An 18,359-nucleotide genomic window follows, 5' to 3' on the forward strand; every position below is an offset into this window, starting at 1 on the left:
CAGCCCGATCCTACCCCAATCGGCCCAATCGACTCTGCACAATACTCAGCGCCGTGACTGCCGCGGTGTCCGCACGGAGAATACACTCGCCGAGACTCACGGCTTGGCAGCGCTCCGCGAGAGCCAGTGCGATCTCTTCTTCTGCCCATCCCCCTTCGGGTCCGATGATGACGCAAATCTGTTCCGAGGGGAGGCTCGGCAGCGGCACTCTGGCCAATGCGAGAGCCTCAAGGCGTTCTGCCAGGAGCAACGAACAGGTCGCGTTGTGAGTGGAAAAGAACCGGCGTGACTCCAGCGGTTCCAATACTTGCGGTGGCTGCCACTGCTCCGATTGTTGCGCCGCTTCGGTGGCGATGCGCTGCCAGCGGGCCACTTGAGCAGCGATCCGGTCGGTCTGTGGTCGTACGATCCCATGGCGTGAGATCAGGGGAAGGATCGTCCGTACACCCAACTCACTCGCCTTTTGCACCACCCAATCCATATGGTCGCCTTTGAGCAGGGCCTGTGCGAGCAGCAGGGGTGGGCCGGTCTCGACGGGTCCCTGTCGTTGTTCGAGAATCTCCGCCGTGATCGCCTGCTGGGCCACTTGCATCACCCGCACGCGATACCGCCGCCGTCGCTCATCGGTGAACCACAGATCTTCGCCCGGCTTGACGCGCAGGCTGGCTCGCAGATGATGGCAGAGATCACCGGTGAGGGTGATCTGGGTTTCACGAATATCTGATGAGGAGACGAAGAAAGCCGGCATGGTGGTCGGCAGATCAGGCGGAGGGCAGTGATCGGTCTATTCGAAGAATGTTTTCATCTTGTCGAGAAAGCCTTCACCCTCGGTGTCTTTCGTGTAGCCGCTTTCTTTAGCGAATTCCTCGAGCAGCTCTTTTTGCTTTGAATTGAGCTTCGTCGGAATCTCGACTTTGACGTGGAACAGCTGATCGCCGGTATGGCCCCCTTTGAGATTCGGGAAGCCGAGCCCTTTGAGACGAAGGATCTTGTCCGGCTGTGTGCCGGCAGGAATTTTCATGAAGGTGTTGCCCTTGAGCGTCGGCACTTCCACGCGGCCGCCCAGAATCGCAGTGACGAGATTCACGGGGAGGTCGGAGACGATATCTTGACCCTCGCGGCGGAAGTGAGGATGGGGCTTTACCGTGATGGCGACATAGAGATCTCCCTGCGGACCGCCCTGGACGCCATGTTCACCCTCGTTCGCAAGTCGCAGGCGCATGCCGGTTTCGATCCCGCCTGGAATCTGGACGGAGAGCATGCGTTCCTTGCGGATACGTTGCCGTCCGCTGCAGGCCTGGCAGGGTTCGGTGATGATCTGTCCGACCCCTTCGCATTGACCGCAGGGTCGACTGACGCTGAAAAATCCCTGTTGGAAACGGAGTTGGCCCTGTCCTTTGCAAGCCGGGCACATCTTAATGGCCGTGGCTGAGCGCGCGCCGGTGCCTTTGCAATCGGCGCAGGTTTCCCACCGGGGAATTTTAAGTTTCGCTTCCTTTCCGAAAACCGACTCCTCGAACGTCACCTCAAGGTTGTATTGCAGGTCGTTGCCGCGCTCGGCGCGGGCGCGCCCGCGAGGCTGGCCGAAGAAGTCCTCGAAAATATCGTTGAAGATGTCGCCGAATCCGCCCTGTCCACCGAAATCGAATCCCTCCGCCCCCTGCGGTCCACCGGCATGGCCGAAGGCATCGTACCGCCGCCGTTTTTCCTGGTCGCTGATGACCTCGTAGGCCTCGTTCAGCTCTTTGAATTTTTCTTCCGCGGCTTTTTTCTGTTCGGGGGATGTGTGGAGATCTGGATGGTGCTGGCGGGCCAGTTTCCGGAATGCCTTCTTGATCTCGTCGTCGGACGCGGTTCGCTCAATGCCGAGAGTTTCGTAGTAGTCGCGCTTAGCCACGGAAGATTTTTACCCGGTTAAATGTGCAACACGACCGAGCTTCACGCATGGTGAAACCCGGTCGTGCAATCGGTGAGGGGCTTACTTCTTGTCCTTATCGACTTCTTCGAACTCCGCATCCACGACCTTTTCATCGGTCTTGGCCTGCGCGCCGCCGTCTCCGGAGGAAGCGGTCGCATCAGCCCCGGCGCCGGCACCCGCTGCCGCAGAGGCTTTCTTATACATCTCTTCAGCCAGCTTATGGGAGGCCGTGGTCAGCGTTTGCGTGGCCGTTTCGATGGCGGCGGGATCGTCGCCTTCCATCGCCTTACGGAGTCCGGCAATGGCTTCGGTAATCTTGGTCTTATCGTCTTCGCCGATCTTGTCGCCATGCTCGCTCAGGTTCTTTTCGGTGCTGTACAGCAACGAGTCGGCCTGGTTTCGAGCCTCGGCCACCCGGCGACGTTTCTTGTCGTCTTCGGTGTGGGACTGGGCGTCCTTGACGAGCTTGTCGACTTCTTCTTTGCTGAGTCCGCTCGAGGCCGTGATCTTGATGGACTGTTCCTTCTGCGTGGCCAGGTCTTTGGCTGCCACGTGCACGATGCCGTTGGCATCGATGTCGAAGGAAACTTCGACCTGCGGCATCCCGCGCGGAGCGGGAGGAATGCCGACGAGATCGAATTGTCCCAATAACTTGTTGTCGTTCGCCATTTCACGTTCGCCCTGGAACACGCGAATGGTGACGGCGGTTTGGTTGTCGGCAGCGGTCGAGAACACCTGGCTCTTCTTCGTCGGAATCGTGGTGTTGCGTTCGATCAACTTCGTGAAGACGCCGCCGAGGGTCTCAATGCCCAGTGACAACGGCGTGACATCCAGCAGCAACACGTCCTTCACTTCGCCCTTGAGCACACCACCTTGGACACCGGCTCCGATGGCGACGACTTCGTCGGGGTTTACGCCGCGATGCGGTTCTTTGCCGAAGAAGTCCTTCACGACCTGAATGACTTTCGGCATGCGGGTCATGCCGCCGACCAGGACGACTTCCTGGATGTCCTTCGCGCTCACACCGGCATCCGCCAGGGCTTTCCGGCAGGGCTCGATGGTCCGCTGGATGAGGTCGCCGACAAGTTGCTCCAGCTTCGCGCGGGTCAACTTCGTGACCATGTGCTTCGGCCCGCTGGCGTCCGCCGTAATGAACGGCAGGTTGATCTCGCTTTCCTGTGACGAGGAGAGTTCGATCTTCGCCCGTTCCGCCGCTTCCTTGAGGCGTTGCAGCGCCATCCGGTCTTTGCGCAGGTCGATGCCTTGATCTTTCTTAAACTCCTCGACGAGCCAGTCCATGACACGCTCATCGAAGTCATCGCCGCCGAGGTACGTATCGCCGTTCGTCGACTTGACCTCGAACACGCCGTCGCCGATTTCGAGGACGGACACGTCGAAGGTACCGCCGCCGAGATCGTACACGGCAATGCGCTCGTCTTTTTTCTTGTCGAGACCGTAGGCCAGTGAGGCTGCCGTGGGTTCGTTGATGATGCGTAGGACGTTCAATCCGGCAATCTGCCCCGCATCCTTAGTGGCCTGGCGCTGGCTGTCGTCGAAATAGGCCGGGACCGTCACTACTGCTTCAGTGACCTTCTCGCCCAGGTAATCTTCGGCGGTCTGCCGCATCTTCTGCAGGATCATGGCAGAGACTTCCGGCGGGCTATAACGCTTCCCGCGCAGCTCGACGTGCGCATCGCCGTTGTCTGCCTCCACCACCTTGTAGGGGAGCCGCTTCATGGCTTCCTGTACTTCTTTGCTGCGGAACTTGCGTCCCATCAGGCGCTTGACGGAGAAGATGGTGTTTTCCGGATTGGTGATCGCCTGCCGCTTGGCGATTTGTCCCACCAGGCGCTCGTTCTTGTCCGTGATGCCCACCACCGACGGAGTTGTGCGACTTCCTTCCGCATTGGCGATGACGACCGGGTCTCCACCGCTCATGATGGCGACGCAGGAGTTCGTCGTGCCGAGGTCGATTCCAATAACTTTGCCCATGGGTTGGCTCCTTCGCAAAAAATATCAATACGTGAACGATCGTGTCAGCTCTGCTTGTGAAACCTGTTCTTCATACCGATGATTCGGTCCTAGTTTGCGGCTCCGGTCGACACGGTCACCATGGCGGCGCGGAGGATGCGATCCTGAAGGAGGTATCCCTTTTGATACTCTTCCACCACATGGTTTTCCGGGATCGTATTTGACGAAACCTGAGCGACTGCCTGTTGTGTGGCAGGATCAAAGGCCAGGCCGACGCTGTCCACGGCTTTGACACCGAATTTCGTCAGCGCCCCCACGAGTTGCTTCAGCGTCAATTCAACGCCCTCTGTCAGGGCATCAACGGACCCGCTTCCCTTCGACGACTTAATGGCGCGCTCAAGATTGTCGACCACGGGTAGCAGTTCCTTGAGGATCTGTTCGTTTCCGAACTTGATTTGCTCACGTTGATCGCGTTGAGCCAGCCTCTTGTAGTTGTCGAACTCTGCTGCGAGCCGCAAATACTTTTCGTTGAGGGCTTTGCATTCGTCGGACTTGGCATCCAGCACCTGCTGGAGTTCATTGACACCCTCCATCGTGCCGGAAGATGCCTCGCTGGAACCGTCTAAGTTGTCGATACTGTGAATATTCTTGTCGTCTTCAGACATTGATTACACCTTTGCTGGGGAGTGAGATAGCCACCGGGGAACGGAAGTCAACGGGGAATAGAAAGAAATCATCGTTTTTTCAGCTCTCTAAGGGTTTGAGGCGAGGGGTAACGTCAGTCTGCGGTGAGCCAGGCCTAGGTCAGGCGGTTTCGATGATACAGGAGTTCCAAGCCTTCAAGCGTCAGGAAGGGGCGGACTTCTTGGATCGTTTCGGTCTCCTGGGCGATGACCGTCGCGAGCCCTCCGGTGGCGATGACGGTCGATGTCCGTCCGAGTTCTCGCTCCATGCGTCGGACGATACCGTCCACCAGCCCAACATAGCCGAACAGCAGGCCGCTTTGAATGCCGCCGATCGTATCGGTGCCGATGACGGTCTTGGGCCGGATGATTTCCACCTTCGGCAGCTTGGCGGTACGGGAAAACAGAGCGTCGGCTGAAATTCCGAGGCCCGGTGCGATGACACCGCCGAGATACTCGGCGGATTTGGTCACGGCGCAGAAGGTGGTGGCGGTGCCGAAGTCGACGATAATGAGATCGGACCGGTACCGTGCATAGGCCGCGGCGGCGTTGACGATACGGTCACTGCCGATTTCCTTCGGGTTGGCATACCGCAAGGTGAGCCCGGAATCGGTATCGGGTCCCACGATCACCGGTGTTCGGTGAAAGTAGGTCTGCACCAAGGAGTCGAAGGTGCCGGTCAGCGCGGGCACGACGCTCGAGAGAATGCAGCCCGTAATCTGCTCCGGGGTGAAGCCGGCGTTGTGGAGCAGATTGAGCAACAGAATGCCGTATTCATTGTCGGTTCGCCGTGATTCGGTGGCGAGGCGCCAATGCCCGCGCAGGGTGGAATCTTCGAACAGGCCCCACACCACGTTGGTATTCCCGATGTCGATGGTCAGCAGCATCGTGTCTCCACTCTAACCCAACAGCTCGTCCGATTTCACCCCCGCAGGTGGATGACTTCCGCACTTCGGACTTCCAGCAGCCGGTGAGGCGGAGCAGGGGAGGCGTCGGAGGTGACACGGAGACAGAGGCATCCATCGGGGCCGATCGATTCCGCAATTCCCTGCACGATCCCGTTCTCTTCCAAGGCCACACGGACGGTCTTGCCGAGTGTGGAGCAGCGCCGTGTGAATTCATCGATCATGCCGGATGGCCCGTCGTGGAACAAACAATTCATGCGTTGTTCGAGGCGGAGCAAGAGATCTGCCAGGATCGTCACGCGGTCGAACCGACGGCCGGCCTCGGCAGCCAGGGTGGTTGCGCCGGGTCGGAGTTCCTCCGGGAAACTGTTGGGCTCAGCGTTGATGTTCAACCCGATGCCGATGACGATCGCCGGAGTTCGGTCGGCGGTGGTGGTCTGCTCGCAGAGGATGCCGCCGATTTTCTTGTCGCCGATCAGCAGATCGTTCGGCCATTTCACCGAGACGGCAAGCCCCGTGCAGCTGACCAGGCAGTCGGCTACCGCAAGGGCGGAAAACAACGGAATCCAGGAGAGCCAGGGCCCCATACGTTTGGTGCCGGGATCGGGCACCACAATCACGGACAGGTAGATGTTGCCCTGGGCCGGAGAGTGCCAGGTGCGCCCGCGGCGTCCCCGGCCGGCGGTTTGGCAGTCCGCCAGGATCACGGCTCCATGGGGAGTCGTCGGGCCGGTCAGTTGTTGGAGGTATGCCAACGCGTCGGCATTGGTTGAGGCGGTAGAAGGGGCATACCGGAGAACCTTTCCGAAGGCGTGAGTCTGCAGGCCGGCTTGAAGGCGGTCAATGTCCAGCGCATCGGCTGGAGGCGGATCGTTAGCTGGTCCGCCCACGGCTCCCTCGATAACCGGTGAGGTCCAGGCTGAGGTCGGCTGCGGGTGCGGAGTGGGTCAGGGCGCCGACGGAAATGAAGTCCACACCAGCCTGGGCCATATCGGCGACGGTCTGCAGGGTGATGCCGCCTGAGACTTCGACCAGGGCGCGTTTCTTGATCAGGGCCACCGCTTGTTGCACGAGGGCCGGAGACATATTGTCGAGCAGGATGATGTCGGCGTGACCAGCCAACGCTTCCTTCACTTCTTGCAAACTCTTGGCTTCTACCTCGATGCGAAGGCCATGCGGCGCTCCGGCGCGTGCTAAGCGGCAGGCTCCGGCCACATCGACGCCGGTTGAGCGCAAGACCGCGAGATGGTTGTCCTTGATCAGCACGCCGTCACCCAGTGAAAAGCGATGGTTTTTCCCACCGCCCAGATGCACCGCCCATTTTTCGAGGGCTCGCAGGCCCGGTGTGGTCTTGCGTGTATCGAGAATGGCGGTCGCCGTATTCCGGATTGCGGCACAGAATTTTGCGGTCAACGTGGCGATGCCGGAGAGGCGTTGAAGGAAATTGACGGCGACGCGTTCCGCCATCAACAACGACCGCACATCGCCTCGGACAACGATGACCTCCGTGCCGGGCTTGACGGTGGCTCCGTCGTTGATGCTCTTGACGATGCGCAAGGAGGGGTCCACGGCGAGGAAGACTTCCCACGCGACGGCCACGCCGGCTACAGTCATGGGCTGGTGGGCCACAATGGCGGCCTTGGCCTGAATGGCACGGGGAAACAGCGCACTCGTGGTGACGTCGCCGTGGTCCAGGTCTTCGTCGAGGGCCAGCTGGACCGCTTTGCGGATGGTCTGAAGGCTAGGAGCTTTGATGTTGTTTCTGCTCACTGATGATCTGTTGCAGCGCCTGTTCAAATAATTGGATCATGCGGGATTCACGCGCCAGGCGATCATGGTGATCGGTCAGGACTTCCGGCGGCGCTTTGGCGACGAAGTCTGGATTGCCCAGTTTCTGCTGGGTGCGTGCCACTTCCTTTTGAAGCAGCGCGATCTGTTTGAGCACATTGTCCTTGGCCTTCTGGAGGTCGGCGCCCTCCATCGATGTGCCGACCTCGGCTGAGCCGCTCGTGAGGGTCAATAGGTGAGAGGCCGTGACGTCCGAAGTGCTCCCGACAAACAGATCCTCCACGTTCTCCATGTACTCGATCAGCTCTCGATGCTTCTGGAAGGCCGCAGCGGCCTGGTTCGTCTTCCCGTGCACTTTGAAATGGAGACGCTTGCCGGCGGCATAATTCAGGATCGCGCGCTCCTGATTCATCAGGCCCCGGCACTCCTCCAGCAGCGCGAATTCCTGCTCGGCTTCCTGTGAATCCCAGTCGGCTCGGACAGTCGGGTAGGGTTTCCGGACAATGCTGGCGCCTTCGTGGGGCAGGGTTTGCCAGATCTCTTCCGAAATAAACGGCATGAAGGGATGCAGCAGCCGCATCATGGTCTCGAAGGTCTCGGCGAGGGTCTGCCGCGTCGATTTAGCCTGTGCCGATGCCTGATCCTTGAGCGCGGGCTTGATCATCTCAATGTACTTGTCGCAGTACTCATGCCAGATGAATTGGTAGATCGCGCTCGACGCGCGGTCGAAGCGATACTGTTCCAACTCGTGCGTGACCGTGGCGATGGTGGCATTCAGGCGGCTCAGAATCCAACGGTCGGGGAACGACCGCTGCGCGGCGGGCATCTCAACCCGTTCGCCGTCCAGATGCATCAGGAGAAACCGGGCGGCGTTCCAGATTTTGTTCGTAAAGTTGCGGTAGCCTTCGATTCGTTCTTCGGCCAGCTTGACGTCGCGGCCCGGTGAAGCCATCGCGGCCATGGTGAAACGCAGGGCGTCGGTTCCGAACTGCTCCATCACATGCAAGGGATCGATGACGTTTCCCTTAGACTTGCTCATCTTCTGGCCTTCGGCATCGCGGACCAGGGCATGGATATACACGTCGCGGAAGGGGACCTCGCCCATGAACTTGAGGCCCATCATGATCATGCGCGCGACCCAGAAAAACAGAATGTCGAGCCCGGTGACCAGTGTGGATGTCGGGTAGAAGGTCTTCAACTCCGGCGTCTGCTTCGGCCAGCCCAGGGTGGAAAATGGCCAGAGGGCGGAAGAGAACCAGGTATCCAGCACGTCGGGGTCCTGCACCAGCGCATCTGAATGACCCTTGGGACAGGTAGCCGGTTTGGTTTTCGCCACGATGACGGCTGCGTCGGATGGAATCAGCGGTGCCCCGTCTGAGGAGCGGCGCAGAAACGGGCTGCCGTAACAGGTTTCGCAGTACCAGGCAGGGATCTGATGGCCCCACCAGATTTGCCGGGAGACGCACCAGTCTTTGATGTCGCGCATCCAGCCGAGATAGTTGTTCTTCCAGGCTTCGGGGATGATTCGCACGCGCCCGTCTTCTACCGCTTGAATCGCCGGGTCGGCCAGTGGCTTGATCTTCACGAACCACTGATCGGACAGGAACGGTTCGACCACCGTCTTGCAGCGATAGCATTTGCCGAGCGCCATCTTGTGGGGGGCAACTTCTTGGAGATAGTCGGATAGAAGCTCCTCAACTTTAGTCCTAGCCTTTTGCACCGGCAGACCACCCAAGACTGCAGCTACCTCAGGATTGGCTTTCGTAGCGAGGCGGAATTGAGCTTCAGGCACCATGTGCGCGTGTAGGTCTAAAATCTTGATCCGGTTTAGTCGGTTCCGCTCACCCGCCTCGAAGTCGTTAAAATCGTGGGCAGGCGTAATCTTGACGGCGCCGGTGCCGAATTCACGATCGACGAGTATTGAGTCGCCGACGATCGGGATCGTGCGGCTAGTGAGTGGTAACAGGACTCGTTTGCCGATGAGATGCCGGAAGCGCTCATCTTCCGGGTGCACCGCCACTGCCGTGTCTCCGAACAGCGTCTCGGGTCGCGTAGTCGCAACCAGCAGCACCTGCGCGGGATCGTCGGCCAGGGCATAACGAATGGTGTACAGTTTTCCGGTAATCTCTTCATGTTCGACTTCGATGTCGGACAAGGCAGTGAGGCAGCGCGGGCACCAATTGATCAATCGCTCGCCCCGATAGAGCAACCCGTCTTCATGCAAGCGAACGAAGACTTCGCGGACGGCTTCCGAAAGTCCCTCGTCCATGGTGAAGCGTTCACGCTCCCAGTCGCAGGAGGCGCCGAGCCGTTTCAGCTGAGAGATAATCGTGCCGCCGGACTTTTCTTTCCACTGCCACACGCGCTTGAGAAACTCTTCCCGTCCGAGTGCTTCCCGCGTGGTGCCTTCGGCTTGAAGCTGCCGTTCCACCACGTTTTGGGTCGCGATACCGGCGTGGTCCGTGCCGGGCATCCAGAGCACATTGCGGCCTTGCATGCGGCGCCACCGGATCAGAATGTCTTGCAGGGTATTGTTCAGCGCATGGCCGACGTGAAGCGATCCCGTGACGTTCGGGGGAGGAATCACCATCGAGTAGGGCTGCCCGGAATGGGCCGTGTCGGCATGAAACAGCCCGGCGTCGATCCAGCGCTGGTACCAGCGGTCTTCGACGTCGTGAGGGCTGTAGGTCTTGTCGAGTTGCGGTGTGGACATGGTGTTAACAGGATGCTGAAAAAGCCCGCCGGCCTCGTTCTCGCGTCGCTCCGACGCTCAACGTACAGAAAAAGTACGTGTCGCCTCTTCGCTAGCTGCGGCCTTGCTGGACGGCCATTTTGAACATCCTGCGGGAATGTTCTGCTTGGTTCCAGCTGTTTCAATACGGCGGGGGCGCAACGCGGGCGCATCTTAACATGCGCCGTGTGGGCTCACAAGGTAATGGGCGCCGGTCCGTGATCGTGCTAAAGGTTGTAGCGGACTCAAGCCCTGTGATATACATCCGGCGGTTCAGCTGGTTGTTCGAGATTGCCGGCTTGAGAGCCCATCACCGTTGAAGGAGAGATTATGCCGAGGGGACGAGAGAAGGATCGCAAGACTCGCAAGAAGCATCGGAAGAACGTGGCGCGTGTGAAGGGGCTGGTCAAGGCCCGCCGTGCGGCGGCCAAGAAGGTCAAGCGAGGGTAGGCGAACGGGACGTTAGTCGGGCGAGCTCAGTCGTTTGATCTCCGCCCGGATCTGAGTTTCTGCCACGTCTGGAACGATCCGTTGCACTGCCTCCCGGATCGGATCTTTTGCCATTTCGTGCACAATCTCATCGGCCGCCTGTCGCGCGCAGTTCGCGGCCACCTGCTCGACTTCCCTTTTCACCAGCTGGTCGATCGTTCCAAGGTGTGTCTTCAACGCTTCCGGTAGGTGTTGCTTCACGCCGGTGTCCGTGAGGTCACCCAACCGTTTCTCTGTGGACTGCTCCACCAAGGCAGGGGCCAGCTCGGTCACGGTCTGGCGAACAGTCGCCTCGAGGCCGCCAAGCTGGGTCTGAGCCTGTTGCTTCAATTCCGCTTGAATCAGTGCTCGCATCACGGTCTGCAATCGTTCCGGTGCGAGCGCGTCTGCCAGTTGCTTTGCCACTTCCGCTTGAACCGCCTTCCCCACGGCTAGATTCACCTGTCCGGCCAAGTCTTTGGCAATGGCCGCTGGGAGCAGTTCGTTGATCTTCCGGTCGGCCTGGACTGTGACTGAATGCAACAAGTGCTCGAGGAGCCCCTTCATCAAGGCCTCCCCGGTCGGGTCGTTCGAGGCGGGCGCGGATGCGGCCGGGGCGGCGGCACGGCTCAGTGATGGGGACATGGGGCTGTGCTCCTTCTCCAGCTCGTGGTGGGCGGCATCGTCAATGGATGCATCGCTTGCGGATTCGTCGTCTTCATCGTCCGTTCCCGTGGAGACCGGGGGCCACGTCCGTATTTTGGCTGGTTTCCCGCTGGGTGGATTTCCCGCGGCGCCGTTGAGGATGCCTTTGATCGTGTCGAGCAGTTGTTCCCGGTGCAGCGGTTTCTTCAGAAAGGCCCGGACCCCGAGCGAACGCAATTTACTTTCGTCCAGGCGATCGGAACCGTCCACCATGGAGACGATCAGCGTTTCGGCCAGATTGTCCTGGCGGCTGATCTCTTTGCAGAATCCCGAGAAGGTGATCTTGTCGAGGTGATAGTCCGCGATGACCAGCGCCGGACTCAGTTTGCGGGCAGCGTCGAGGGCCGAGGGGCCGTCGGAAAATCCCATGACCTTGTGGCCTTCCGGCGCAGAAATCTGTTCCACCATGCGGTGCACGGCAGGGCTACTGTCGATCACAAAGATGGTCGATCCCATCTCGCTCACCTCTCCATACCACTCAGCCGAAGCTAACAAAGGCCCCTTAAACTGTCAAAGAAAAGGCCGAAAGCAGCGGTTTGACGAGGCGTCTGCCCACGCGTCGCGAAAGGCGAACTGAATGCTGGCGGAGCTGGCGACCATCCTGTAAAATCCGGCGGTCTTACCGGCCGGCCTATCGGCTATCGTGCATGGCGAGTATGAGGAGTCACCCCACAGCATGACGCAGAGTCGCATTCAAGTCGTTTTCTTCGATGCCGCCGACACCCTGTTCCATATTCACGGGTCAGTGGCCGAGATTTACCTGCAGCATGCGGAGAAACATGGGTTCCGGAAAACCCCCGAATCGTTAGCCGCGATCAAATCCGCCTTTGCCCGTTCGTTCCGTGATGCGCCGCCGCCGGTGTTTGCTGCGACCGAGCCTGCCGCGATCAAGCAGTCTGAACGGTTGTGGTGGTTCGACATCGTGCACAACGTGTTCTACCGCGTCGGTATGTTCGAGGCCTTCGACGAGTTTTTCGAGGAGGTATTTGCACGGTTCGAGCAATCGGAGTCCTGGCGGCTCTTTCCTGAGACGGTCGATGTACTCAAGACTCTGAAAGGGCAGGGATTCGAGTTGGGCATCATTTCCAACTTCGACTCGCGGTTGTTTTCCGTACTGCGTGGTTTGGGGATCGCCGATCTGTTCGATACGGTCACGATTTCCAGTTTGGCCCATGCCGCCAAACCCTCCGCGCGCATCTTCCACCAGGCGCTGGAGAAACATGCGGTCGATCCGGACGAGGCGCTGCATGTCGGCGACAGCGAGCGTGACGATGTGAAAGGAGCGCAGGGCGTCGGACTGACCGGGGTGTTGCTCGCGAGAGGGGAGGGGGCGCGTCCTTCAGGCGGGACGACGATCACCAACCTCAACGAATTACTGCCGCTGCTGTCACGCCTGCAATAACAACGGAACGATGTCCTTCGCGCGCCCTTGAAGCGCCGCATCGACGATGCCTGACTGTGCGGTGGCATCGAGATTGATTTCCACGACAAACGCGCCTGCTTGTTTCGCGATCGAACCAAAACCAGCCGCAGGATAGACCAGACCGGAGGTGCCGATAATCAGGCACAGGTCGCTGGATTGAAGGGCGGCTGCGCTGGTTTCAAGGTCCTCCTCCGCCAGCGATTCTCCGAACCAGACGATGTGCGGACGGAGGAGCCCGCTGCAGTGGCCGCAGAGAGGCAGGATTGCAATCGGCACGTCGCGATTTTCAGTGACCCGCCGGCATTGCGTGCAGCGCACCAGCCAGATGTTGCCGTGAATTTCTGAGAGTTTCCGGGAGCCCGCGTCACGGTGCAGTCCGTCCACATTCTGCGTGATGAGCCAGAAACGCTCAAACCGTTGCTCCATGTGCGCCACGGCCTCGTGGGCCGGGTTGGGGCGTTTGGTCGCAATGAGTTCTCGCCGCCAGCTGTACCATTCCCACACCAGGCGAGGATCCCGCGTGAAGGCTTCGGGCGTGGCGAGGTCCTCCGCGCGAAAATTGCGCCAGAGTCCGTCGGCCCCGCGAAAGGTCGGCACGCCGCTGTCGGCGGAAATCCCGGCCCCGGTGAGCACGGTCACCGATCGTGCCGAGGCCAGCTTCTGCTGAATCAGACCGAGAGTTGATCCGGTTCCCATACGCGTCACTGCGAGAGGGCCATCACTGTTTCAGGTACGCGGCTGCATGCTATAGTACCGTCCTTTCGAACGCAACGAGTGAGGAGTCTCATGAAGCAGATCATGGTGGTTGGGGCCGGTTCCGTCGGCGGTTTCTTCGGGGCCCATCTCGCAAAAAATAATCCGAACGTCTCGTTTCTTCTGCGACCACGCACCCTGGAGGCAGTGCAGCGCCATGGCTTGATGATCAAAAGTGCCAAGGGCAACTTCACCGTGCATCCGCCTGCAGCCTCCGATCCGCGAGAGCTGGCGCCACCGGATCTCATCATTCTGGCGGTGAAGGCCTACGACCTCGATGAAGTCATGGCGCAGCTGGAGCCGGTGCTCACCGAGCGTACCGTCATGCTCACGCTTCAGAACGGCATCGATACCGAAGACCGCATCATCGCGCGGGTGCATCGCGACGCTGTGGTCGGCGGCGTGGCGTTCATCTACTCGAAGATCGTGGCGCCCGGCGTCATTGAACATTACAAGCGGGGTGGCGTGGCCATCGGCGAACTCATGGGCCACAAGAGCGAACGGGTGCTGCAGATTGCGGAGATCTTCAAGCAGGCGGGCATTTCCTGCCAGCTCAGCGACGATATCAGGAAGAGCAAATGGGAAAAGATGTGCTGGAACTGCGTCTTCAACCCCCTCACGGTCTTGATCGACGACAAGGTGGCCAAGGCGCTGGATCACCCGGAGATGGCCGGAGTGATCCGGCAGATCGTGGGCGAAGTGATGGCGGTGTCGGCGGCGGTGAAGGTGCCCTTGGCGCCGGATATGGCCGAGAAGGTGGTGAAGTGGACGCAGGAACTGCGGGACATCCACACTTCGATGTACGACGATTGGAAAGCCAAGCGCCCCACCGAGATCGACTATCTGAACGGCTACATTGTCCGTACAGGACGGGAGTTAGGGATTCCCACCCCGGTGAATGAAGCACTGACAGCAATGGTGAAAGCCATCACGGAGCGGGAACCCGCTGGTCCCGGTGTCGTCCGGATCGAGGGCGCGGTCGTTCAGCCGGTCGCCCTCACCCGCGCGGCGCTGGCGCAACTGCCCCACGACCAACATGTCGAGGATATCAGCCAACTGATGCCGTCGATGCGGGGCCGGGCCATTCGCGTCAAAGGCCTGTTGGATATTCCGGCCCTCGCGGTCGACGCCGACCATGTCACGTTCCACTCCGTCGATGGCAAGTATGCGGCGACGCTCACCCTGCAGCAGGCGCAAGAGTTCGGATTGTTACTGTACGAACTCGACGGCCAGCCGCTGCCGGACGGCAAGGGTGGGCCCTATCGCCTGGTAACGCCGGGTTTGGGCGATCTCTGCGCGAACGTAAAGGGCGTGGGGCGGATCGAAGTGCGGGCCGGATCGGGGAAGGATACGCGGCCGTCTGTCAGGCCTCCGGAGTGCACGCCCGAGGGGCAGAGCTGAACGACTCACGTCGTCGAGGAACGGAGCACTCGGATCGATTTCCATCGCTCCGACCGATACCGCCAGAGCATCAGCACCATGCGCAAGGTCCAGTCTGCGATCATCGCCAGCCAGACGTAGAAGACCCCCATCGTCAGCCAGTACCCTGCCACGAACGCGATGGGGATACGCACGCCCCACATCCCGATCGTCGTGGCGATCATGATGAATCGGGTGTCGCCCGCGCCGCGTAACGAGCCGGCCAGCACCATGGTCAGCGCCAACGGTACTTGCAGCAGTGCCACGATCTTGAGAAACACGGTCCCAAGATCGATGACCGCTTCATCGCTGGTGAACGCGCGCAGCAGGGCATAGGGAAAAAAGAAGAACACGATGCCCATCGCGGACATGATGAAGGTGGCCAACCGGTTCGCTTCCCAGTTTTCGAGTTTGGCTCGCGTGTATTTGCCGGCGCCGATACTTTGCCCGACCATGGTGGCGGCGGCGATGGCAAAGCCGTAGCCAGGCAGGAACGAGAGCGATTCGATCGAGAGTCCCACCTGGTGCGCAGCATAGGAGACCGTGCCGTAGATCAACACGATTTTGGTGTAGAGCAGAATACCCGCCTGCTGCATGATCCGTTCGCCGGATACCGGCGCACCCACGTGCCAGATGGTGCGGATCATGTCCCATCTGAGCCGCTTCGACGGTTTGAAGATCGTCCGGCAGCGGGACAGCAGATAGATTGAGCCGGTCGCTTCCGCAATCCCCACGGCGACGGCAGCGCCCTTCACACCGAACGCCGGGACTCCCCAATAGCCATAGATCAGCGGATAGGCAATGGCGATGTGGAGCACATTGACCAGGATCATGGCGTACATGGGCGTCTTAGTGTCCCCGGTCCCCTGGAGAATCGACGAGAGGACTGCGAGGAGCACGGTGAAGGGGATCACCAGAAAGATTAGGTTTGAATAGGGGAGTGCGAGGGCGATGACCTCCGGCTGTGCGCCGAGCAGCCGCATGATGAGTCCGTTCGTCGACAGGCCGAGCAGGGCCAGAGCGAAGGCCACGCATATCGACAGGCCGAGAAAATGCCGGGAGGCCTGACCTGCTTCTTCATACCGGCGGGCGCCCCACTGTTGCGCGATGATGACGTTGCTCCCGACCGAGAGACCCGACACGAGGGTCGTTGCGATGAACGCAAGCAGTTGGCCCAATCCCACAGCGGCAATGGGGATTGCGCCCAACCCTCCGACGAGAAAGACCGCGACGATGCCTTCGGTTCGCTGCAGCAGGCTGCTCACCGTCACCGGGAGTGCGAGGGTCATGACCGATCGTCTGATTTGTGCGACGCCGTTTGCCATGGGGCGTCATCCTACCAGAACTCGGTTGCGGACGAGGATGTCCTTCTCCTGGGGCTGGACAAGAGGCGCACGGCTTCGGTAGCCTGCACGTATCCATGTTGATCACGCCCGAGCCTGCCGCTCGTTCCTCCTATCGGCTGTCAAAATCACGATACCTGTCGGGCCTGCAGTGCCATAAGCGTCTGTACCTCGAAATTCATGCTCCGGCGCTGGCCGCGAAGCCGGATGCGGCCACCCAAGCCATTCTCGACATGGGCACGGATCTCGGTGAGCTCGCCCGTCGGCGATTTTCCGGCGGTCGCCTCGTCACGGCCGGGTACCGCCAATCTCAGGAGGCTCTGGCGCAGACGTCGGAGCTTCTCCGGGATTCGACGGTGTCGGCCATCTTCGAAGGCGCATTTCAGTTCGATCAGGTCTTGATCCGTGTCGATGTGCTGGAGCGTGTCGGAGTGAATGCATCGGGGCAACCCACCTGGCGGTTGGTGGAAGTGAAATCGTCCACCAAGTTGAAATCGACCCATGTGGAGGATTTGACGATCCAGAGTTACGTGCTCGAAGGGACCGGTCTGGTGCTCGAGGACATCTGTCTCATGCACGTGAACACACAGTATGTGTTCGATGGGGTGGAACTCGACCTCGGCCAGTTGTTTACGATTCGCTCCTTGAATGACACGATACGCCCGCGCTTGCCGGAAGTGCCCTCACGTCTGGCCTCGATGCATGCCATGTTGAGCGAGATGTCTGCGCCGGCCGTTGCCCCGGATGAACATTGTCATAGCCCCTACGAATGTCCCTTCTGGGCCCATTGTACGCAGGACAAGCCGCCTCGCTGGATTTACCACCTGCCGGGCAGCAGTAAGACGGTCATACAGTTGCGCGAGTTGGGTGTGGAGACCATCGACGACATTCCCGATCACATGGTGTTGACGCCGGTGCAACGTCGGGTGAAAGACAATCAGGAATGGATCGGGCAAGGCTTGCGGTCGGCGCTGGAGAAGATCGTGTATCCGGTGCATCATCTGGATTTCGAGACGTTCATGCCGGCGGTGCCGAAATTCGTGGGGACCAGGCCTTATCAGGTGATTCCCACTCAGTGGTCCAACCACATCGAATATCCCGATGGACGGCTCGATCATGCGGAGTACCTCTGCCGCGACGGGCGTGATCCGCGCGAAGAACTGGCCGTCACATTGTTGGATTCATTGGGCGGCGAAGGCAGTATCTGTGTGTATTCGAGTTATGAACGTTCGGTGTTGGAGCGGCTGGCTGAGGATTTCCCGTCACTGCGAAAAGATCTGAAGCGGGTGATGGCGAGGCTGTGGGATCTTCACATTGTCATCAGGGATCACTACTACCATCCGGCCTTCGAGGGCAGCTATTCGATCAAGGCCGTGCTGCCGGCTGTGGTACCGTCGTTGAGTTATGCGGATCTGGCGATCGGGGACGGGGGCGTGGCAGCCTGTGAATATGCCCGTATGATCTTTACGGTGAGTGACTGGATCGAAAAAGCCCAGATTGAAGAAGCGCTCCTGCGGTATTGCGAACGCGATACCCTGGCGATGGTCGAACTGCGGAGGGAGTTGAAGAAACGGGCCGGTTAGCGCCTGCCCCGAGTACGAAGCCATTTCACCATCTGCATGCACGTCGTTCCGATCGATTCATCCGCCATCAACGCGATTCCCCCCAAGGCCAACAGCGTCATCACCAGCGCAGCTTCAGATTGTTCGAACATGCGGCCCTCCTGTGTGGAGCAGAGAGTAGCCTGGAACTGTGGTGACGGACAGACCACTGGAGGAGGGGGAGCGCCCATGACTTCGGTAGGTGCTGGGCCGACAAGTCGCTGAAACCGAAAGAAACTACCGGGAATTTTGGGGGAAACCAAGGGGACGGTTCAGTAACAGACGGCTCCGGGTCGAGCAGTCGACAGAGGAAGTGGGGCACTGTCGGTGATTATCCCGTCGCCAAGACCATGACATGGGCTCCGGGTCAAGCAAGCTCGGTATGGCGGAGAGGGTGGGAATTCGAAGTCGCGCTTAGGTGCTTCGCACGCGCTCCCGCTAAGGGGCCAGGCCCCCTCGCGCCTCCGCTTCGCTCCGGTCACCCCGTGAAGGGGGCATACCCCCTTCAGAACCCCCGTTCGAATCCCACCGGCAGAGTTTTGAGGCGTTGCCGCAGGTGTGGCGGAGAGGGTGGGATTCGAACCCACGGTCCCTTTCAGGACAACGGTTTTCGAGACCGTCCGATTCGGCCGCTCTCGCACCTCTCCGTAC

General features: G+C 60.0%; 14 protein-coding genes and 1 tRNA gene. 3 read left to right on the top strand and 12 right to left on the bottom strand.

Annotated elements, in window-relative coordinates; translation table 11 throughout:
* Positions 1-10: 10 nt before the first annotated feature.
* From H8K11_07015 to H8K11_07055, 9 genes are all read right to left on the bottom strand, one after another.
* On the bottom strand, positions 11-748 hold the full coding sequence (locus H8K11_07015) for a 16S rRNA (uracil(1498)-N(3))-methyltransferase (protein ID MCS6263495.1): 738 nt from the start codon (positions 746-748) through the stop codon (positions 11-13).
* A gap of 36 nt (positions 749-784) precedes the next feature.
* Entirely contained in the window at positions 785-1,897 is a 1,113-nt protein-coding gene (gene dnaJ, locus H8K11_07020; GenBank protein MCS6263496.1) for a molecular chaperone DnaJ, read from the bottom strand.
* Positions 1,898-1,978: 81 nt separating this feature from the next.
* On the bottom strand, positions 1,979-3,910 hold the full coding sequence (gene dnaK, locus H8K11_07025) for a molecular chaperone DnaK (GenBank protein ID MCS6263497.1): 1,932 nt from the start codon (positions 3,908-3,910) through the stop codon (positions 1,979-1,981).
* Between the two features lie 89 nt (positions 3,911-3,999).
* Positions 4,000-4,554: a nucleotide exchange factor GrpE gene (gene grpE, locus H8K11_07030; GenBank protein MCS6263498.1), complete on the bottom strand. Its 555-nt coding sequence runs from the start codon at positions 4,552-4,554 to the stop codon at positions 4,000-4,002.
* Between the two features lie 134 nt (positions 4,555-4,688).
* Positions 4,689-5,459: a type III pantothenate kinase gene (locus H8K11_07035; GenBank protein ID MCS6263499.1), complete on the bottom strand. Its 771-nt coding sequence runs from the start codon at positions 5,457-5,459 to the stop codon at positions 4,689-4,691.
* 35 nt (positions 5,460-5,494) lie between these two features.
* Positions 5,495-6,367 (bottom strand): biotin--[acetyl-CoA-carboxylase] ligase, encoded by an 873-nt coding sequence (locus H8K11_07040; GenBank protein ID MCS6263500.1) that lies wholly within the window; start codon positions 6,365-6,367, stop codon positions 5,495-5,497.
* Positions 6,351-7,232, bottom strand: coding sequence for a carboxylating nicotinate-nucleotide diphosphorylase (gene nadC, locus H8K11_07045; protein MCS6263501.1), 882 nt, complete (start codon positions 7,230-7,232; stop codon positions 6,351-6,353). Before nadC ends, H8K11_07040 begins: the two co-directional genes overlap by 17 nt.
* On the bottom strand, positions 7,219-9,978 hold the full coding sequence (locus H8K11_07050; GenBank protein ID MCS6263502.1) for a valine--tRNA ligase: 2,760 nt from the start codon (positions 9,976-9,978) through the stop codon (positions 7,219-7,221). Before H8K11_07050 ends, nadC begins: the two co-directional genes overlap by 14 nt.
* Before the next feature lie 480 nt (positions 9,979-10,458).
* Positions 10,459-11,625: a response regulator gene (locus H8K11_07055; protein MCS6263503.1), complete on the bottom strand. Its 1,167-nt coding sequence runs from the start codon at positions 11,623-11,625 to the stop codon at positions 10,459-10,461.
* A 220-nt stretch (positions 11,626-11,845) separates the two neighbouring features.
* Here H8K11_07055 and H8K11_07060 point away from each other — a divergent pair, with 220 nt between their 5' ends.
* Positions 11,846-12,571, top strand: a complete 726-nt coding sequence (locus tag H8K11_07060; GenBank protein ID MCS6263504.1) for an HAD-IA family hydrolase — start codon at positions 11,846-11,848, stop codon at positions 12,569-12,571.
* On the opposite strand, the gene H8K11_07065 is transcribed toward H8K11_07060, so the two are convergent.
* Positions 12,557-13,288, bottom strand: coding sequence for an NAD-dependent deacylase (locus H8K11_07065; protein MCS6263505.1), 732 nt, complete (start codon positions 13,286-13,288; stop codon positions 12,557-12,559). The two genes, H8K11_07060 and H8K11_07065, sit on opposite strands and share 15 nt — an antisense overlap.
* Positions 13,289-13,378: 90 nt before the next feature.
* Between H8K11_07065 and H8K11_07070 the strand changes: the two genes are divergently transcribed.
* Positions 13,379-14,746 (top strand): 2-dehydropantoate 2-reductase, encoded by a 1,368-nt coding sequence (locus H8K11_07070; protein ID MCS6263506.1) that lies wholly within the window; start codon positions 13,379-13,381, stop codon positions 14,744-14,746.
* A 5-nt stretch (positions 14,747-14,751) separates the two neighbouring features.
* Here the strand turns inward: H8K11_07070 and H8K11_07075 are convergent, their stop codons facing one another.
* Positions 14,752-16,089, bottom strand: coding sequence for an MATE family efflux transporter (locus tag H8K11_07075; GenBank protein ID MCS6263507.1), 1,338 nt, complete (start codon positions 16,087-16,089; stop codon positions 14,752-14,754).
* Between the two features lie 95 nt (positions 16,090-16,184).
* Between H8K11_07075 and H8K11_07080 the strand changes: the two genes are divergently transcribed.
* Positions 16,185-17,690, top strand: a complete 1,506-nt coding sequence (locus H8K11_07080; protein MCS6263508.1) for a DUF2779 domain-containing protein — start codon at positions 16,185-16,187, stop codon at positions 17,688-17,690.
* Between the two features lie 577 nt (positions 17,691-18,267).
* Here H8K11_07080 and H8K11_07085 read toward each other — a convergent pair.
* Positions 18,268-18,355 (bottom strand) — tRNA-Ser (locus H8K11_07085).
* Between the last annotated feature and the right edge of the window lie 4 nt (positions 18,356-18,359).

It is taken from the genome of Nitrospira sp., from assembly GCA_024998565.1.
In the GTDB taxonomy this organism is placed as follows: Bacteria; Nitrospirota; Nitrospiria; order Nitrospirales; family Nitrospiraceae; genus Nitrospira_A.

What these genes read in the sequence shown, in the direction of transcription:
- H8K11_07080 (MCS6263508.1), top strand. Translation starts at nt 16,185, where the DNA reads ATGTTGATCACGCCCGAGCCTGCCGCTCGTTCCTCCTATCGGCTGTCA.
- H8K11_07075 (MCS6263507.1), bottom strand. Translation starts at nt 16,089, where the DNA reads ATGGCAAACGGCGTCGCACAAATCAGACGATCGGTCATGACCCTCGCA.
- grpE (MCS6263498.1), bottom strand. Translation starts at nt 4,554, where the DNA reads ATGTCTGAAGACGACAAGAATATTCACAGTATCGACAACTTAGACGGT.
- dnaK (MCS6263497.1), bottom strand. Translation starts at nt 3,910, where the DNA reads ATGGGCAAAGTTATTGGAATCGACCTCGGCACGACGAACTCCTGCGTC.
- H8K11_07070 (MCS6263506.1), top strand. Translation starts at nt 13,379, where the DNA reads ATGAAGCAGATCATGGTGGTTGGGGCCGGTTCCGTCGGCGGTTTCTTC.
- H8K11_07065 (MCS6263505.1), bottom strand. Translation starts at nt 13,288, where the DNA reads ATGGGAACCGGATCAACTCTCGGTCTGATTCAGCAGAAGCTGGCCTCG.
- H8K11_07050 (MCS6263502.1), bottom strand. Translation starts at nt 9,978, where the DNA reads ATGTCCACACCGCAACTCGACAAGACCTACAGCCCTCACGACGTCGAA.
- H8K11_07015 (MCS6263495.1), bottom strand. Translation starts at nt 748, where the DNA reads ATGCCGGCTTTCTTCGTCTCCTCATCAGATATTCGTGAAACCCAGATC.
- H8K11_07055 (MCS6263503.1), bottom strand. Translation starts at nt 11,625, where the DNA reads ATGGGATCGACCATCTTTGTGATCGACAGTAGCCCTGCCGTGCACCGC.
- H8K11_07035 (MCS6263499.1), bottom strand. Translation starts at nt 5,459, where the DNA reads ATGCTGCTGACCATCGACATCGGGAATACCAACGTGGTGTGGGGCCTG.
- H8K11_07060 (MCS6263504.1), top strand. Translation starts at nt 11,846, where the DNA reads ATGACGCAGAGTCGCATTCAAGTCGTTTTCTTCGATGCCGCCGACACC.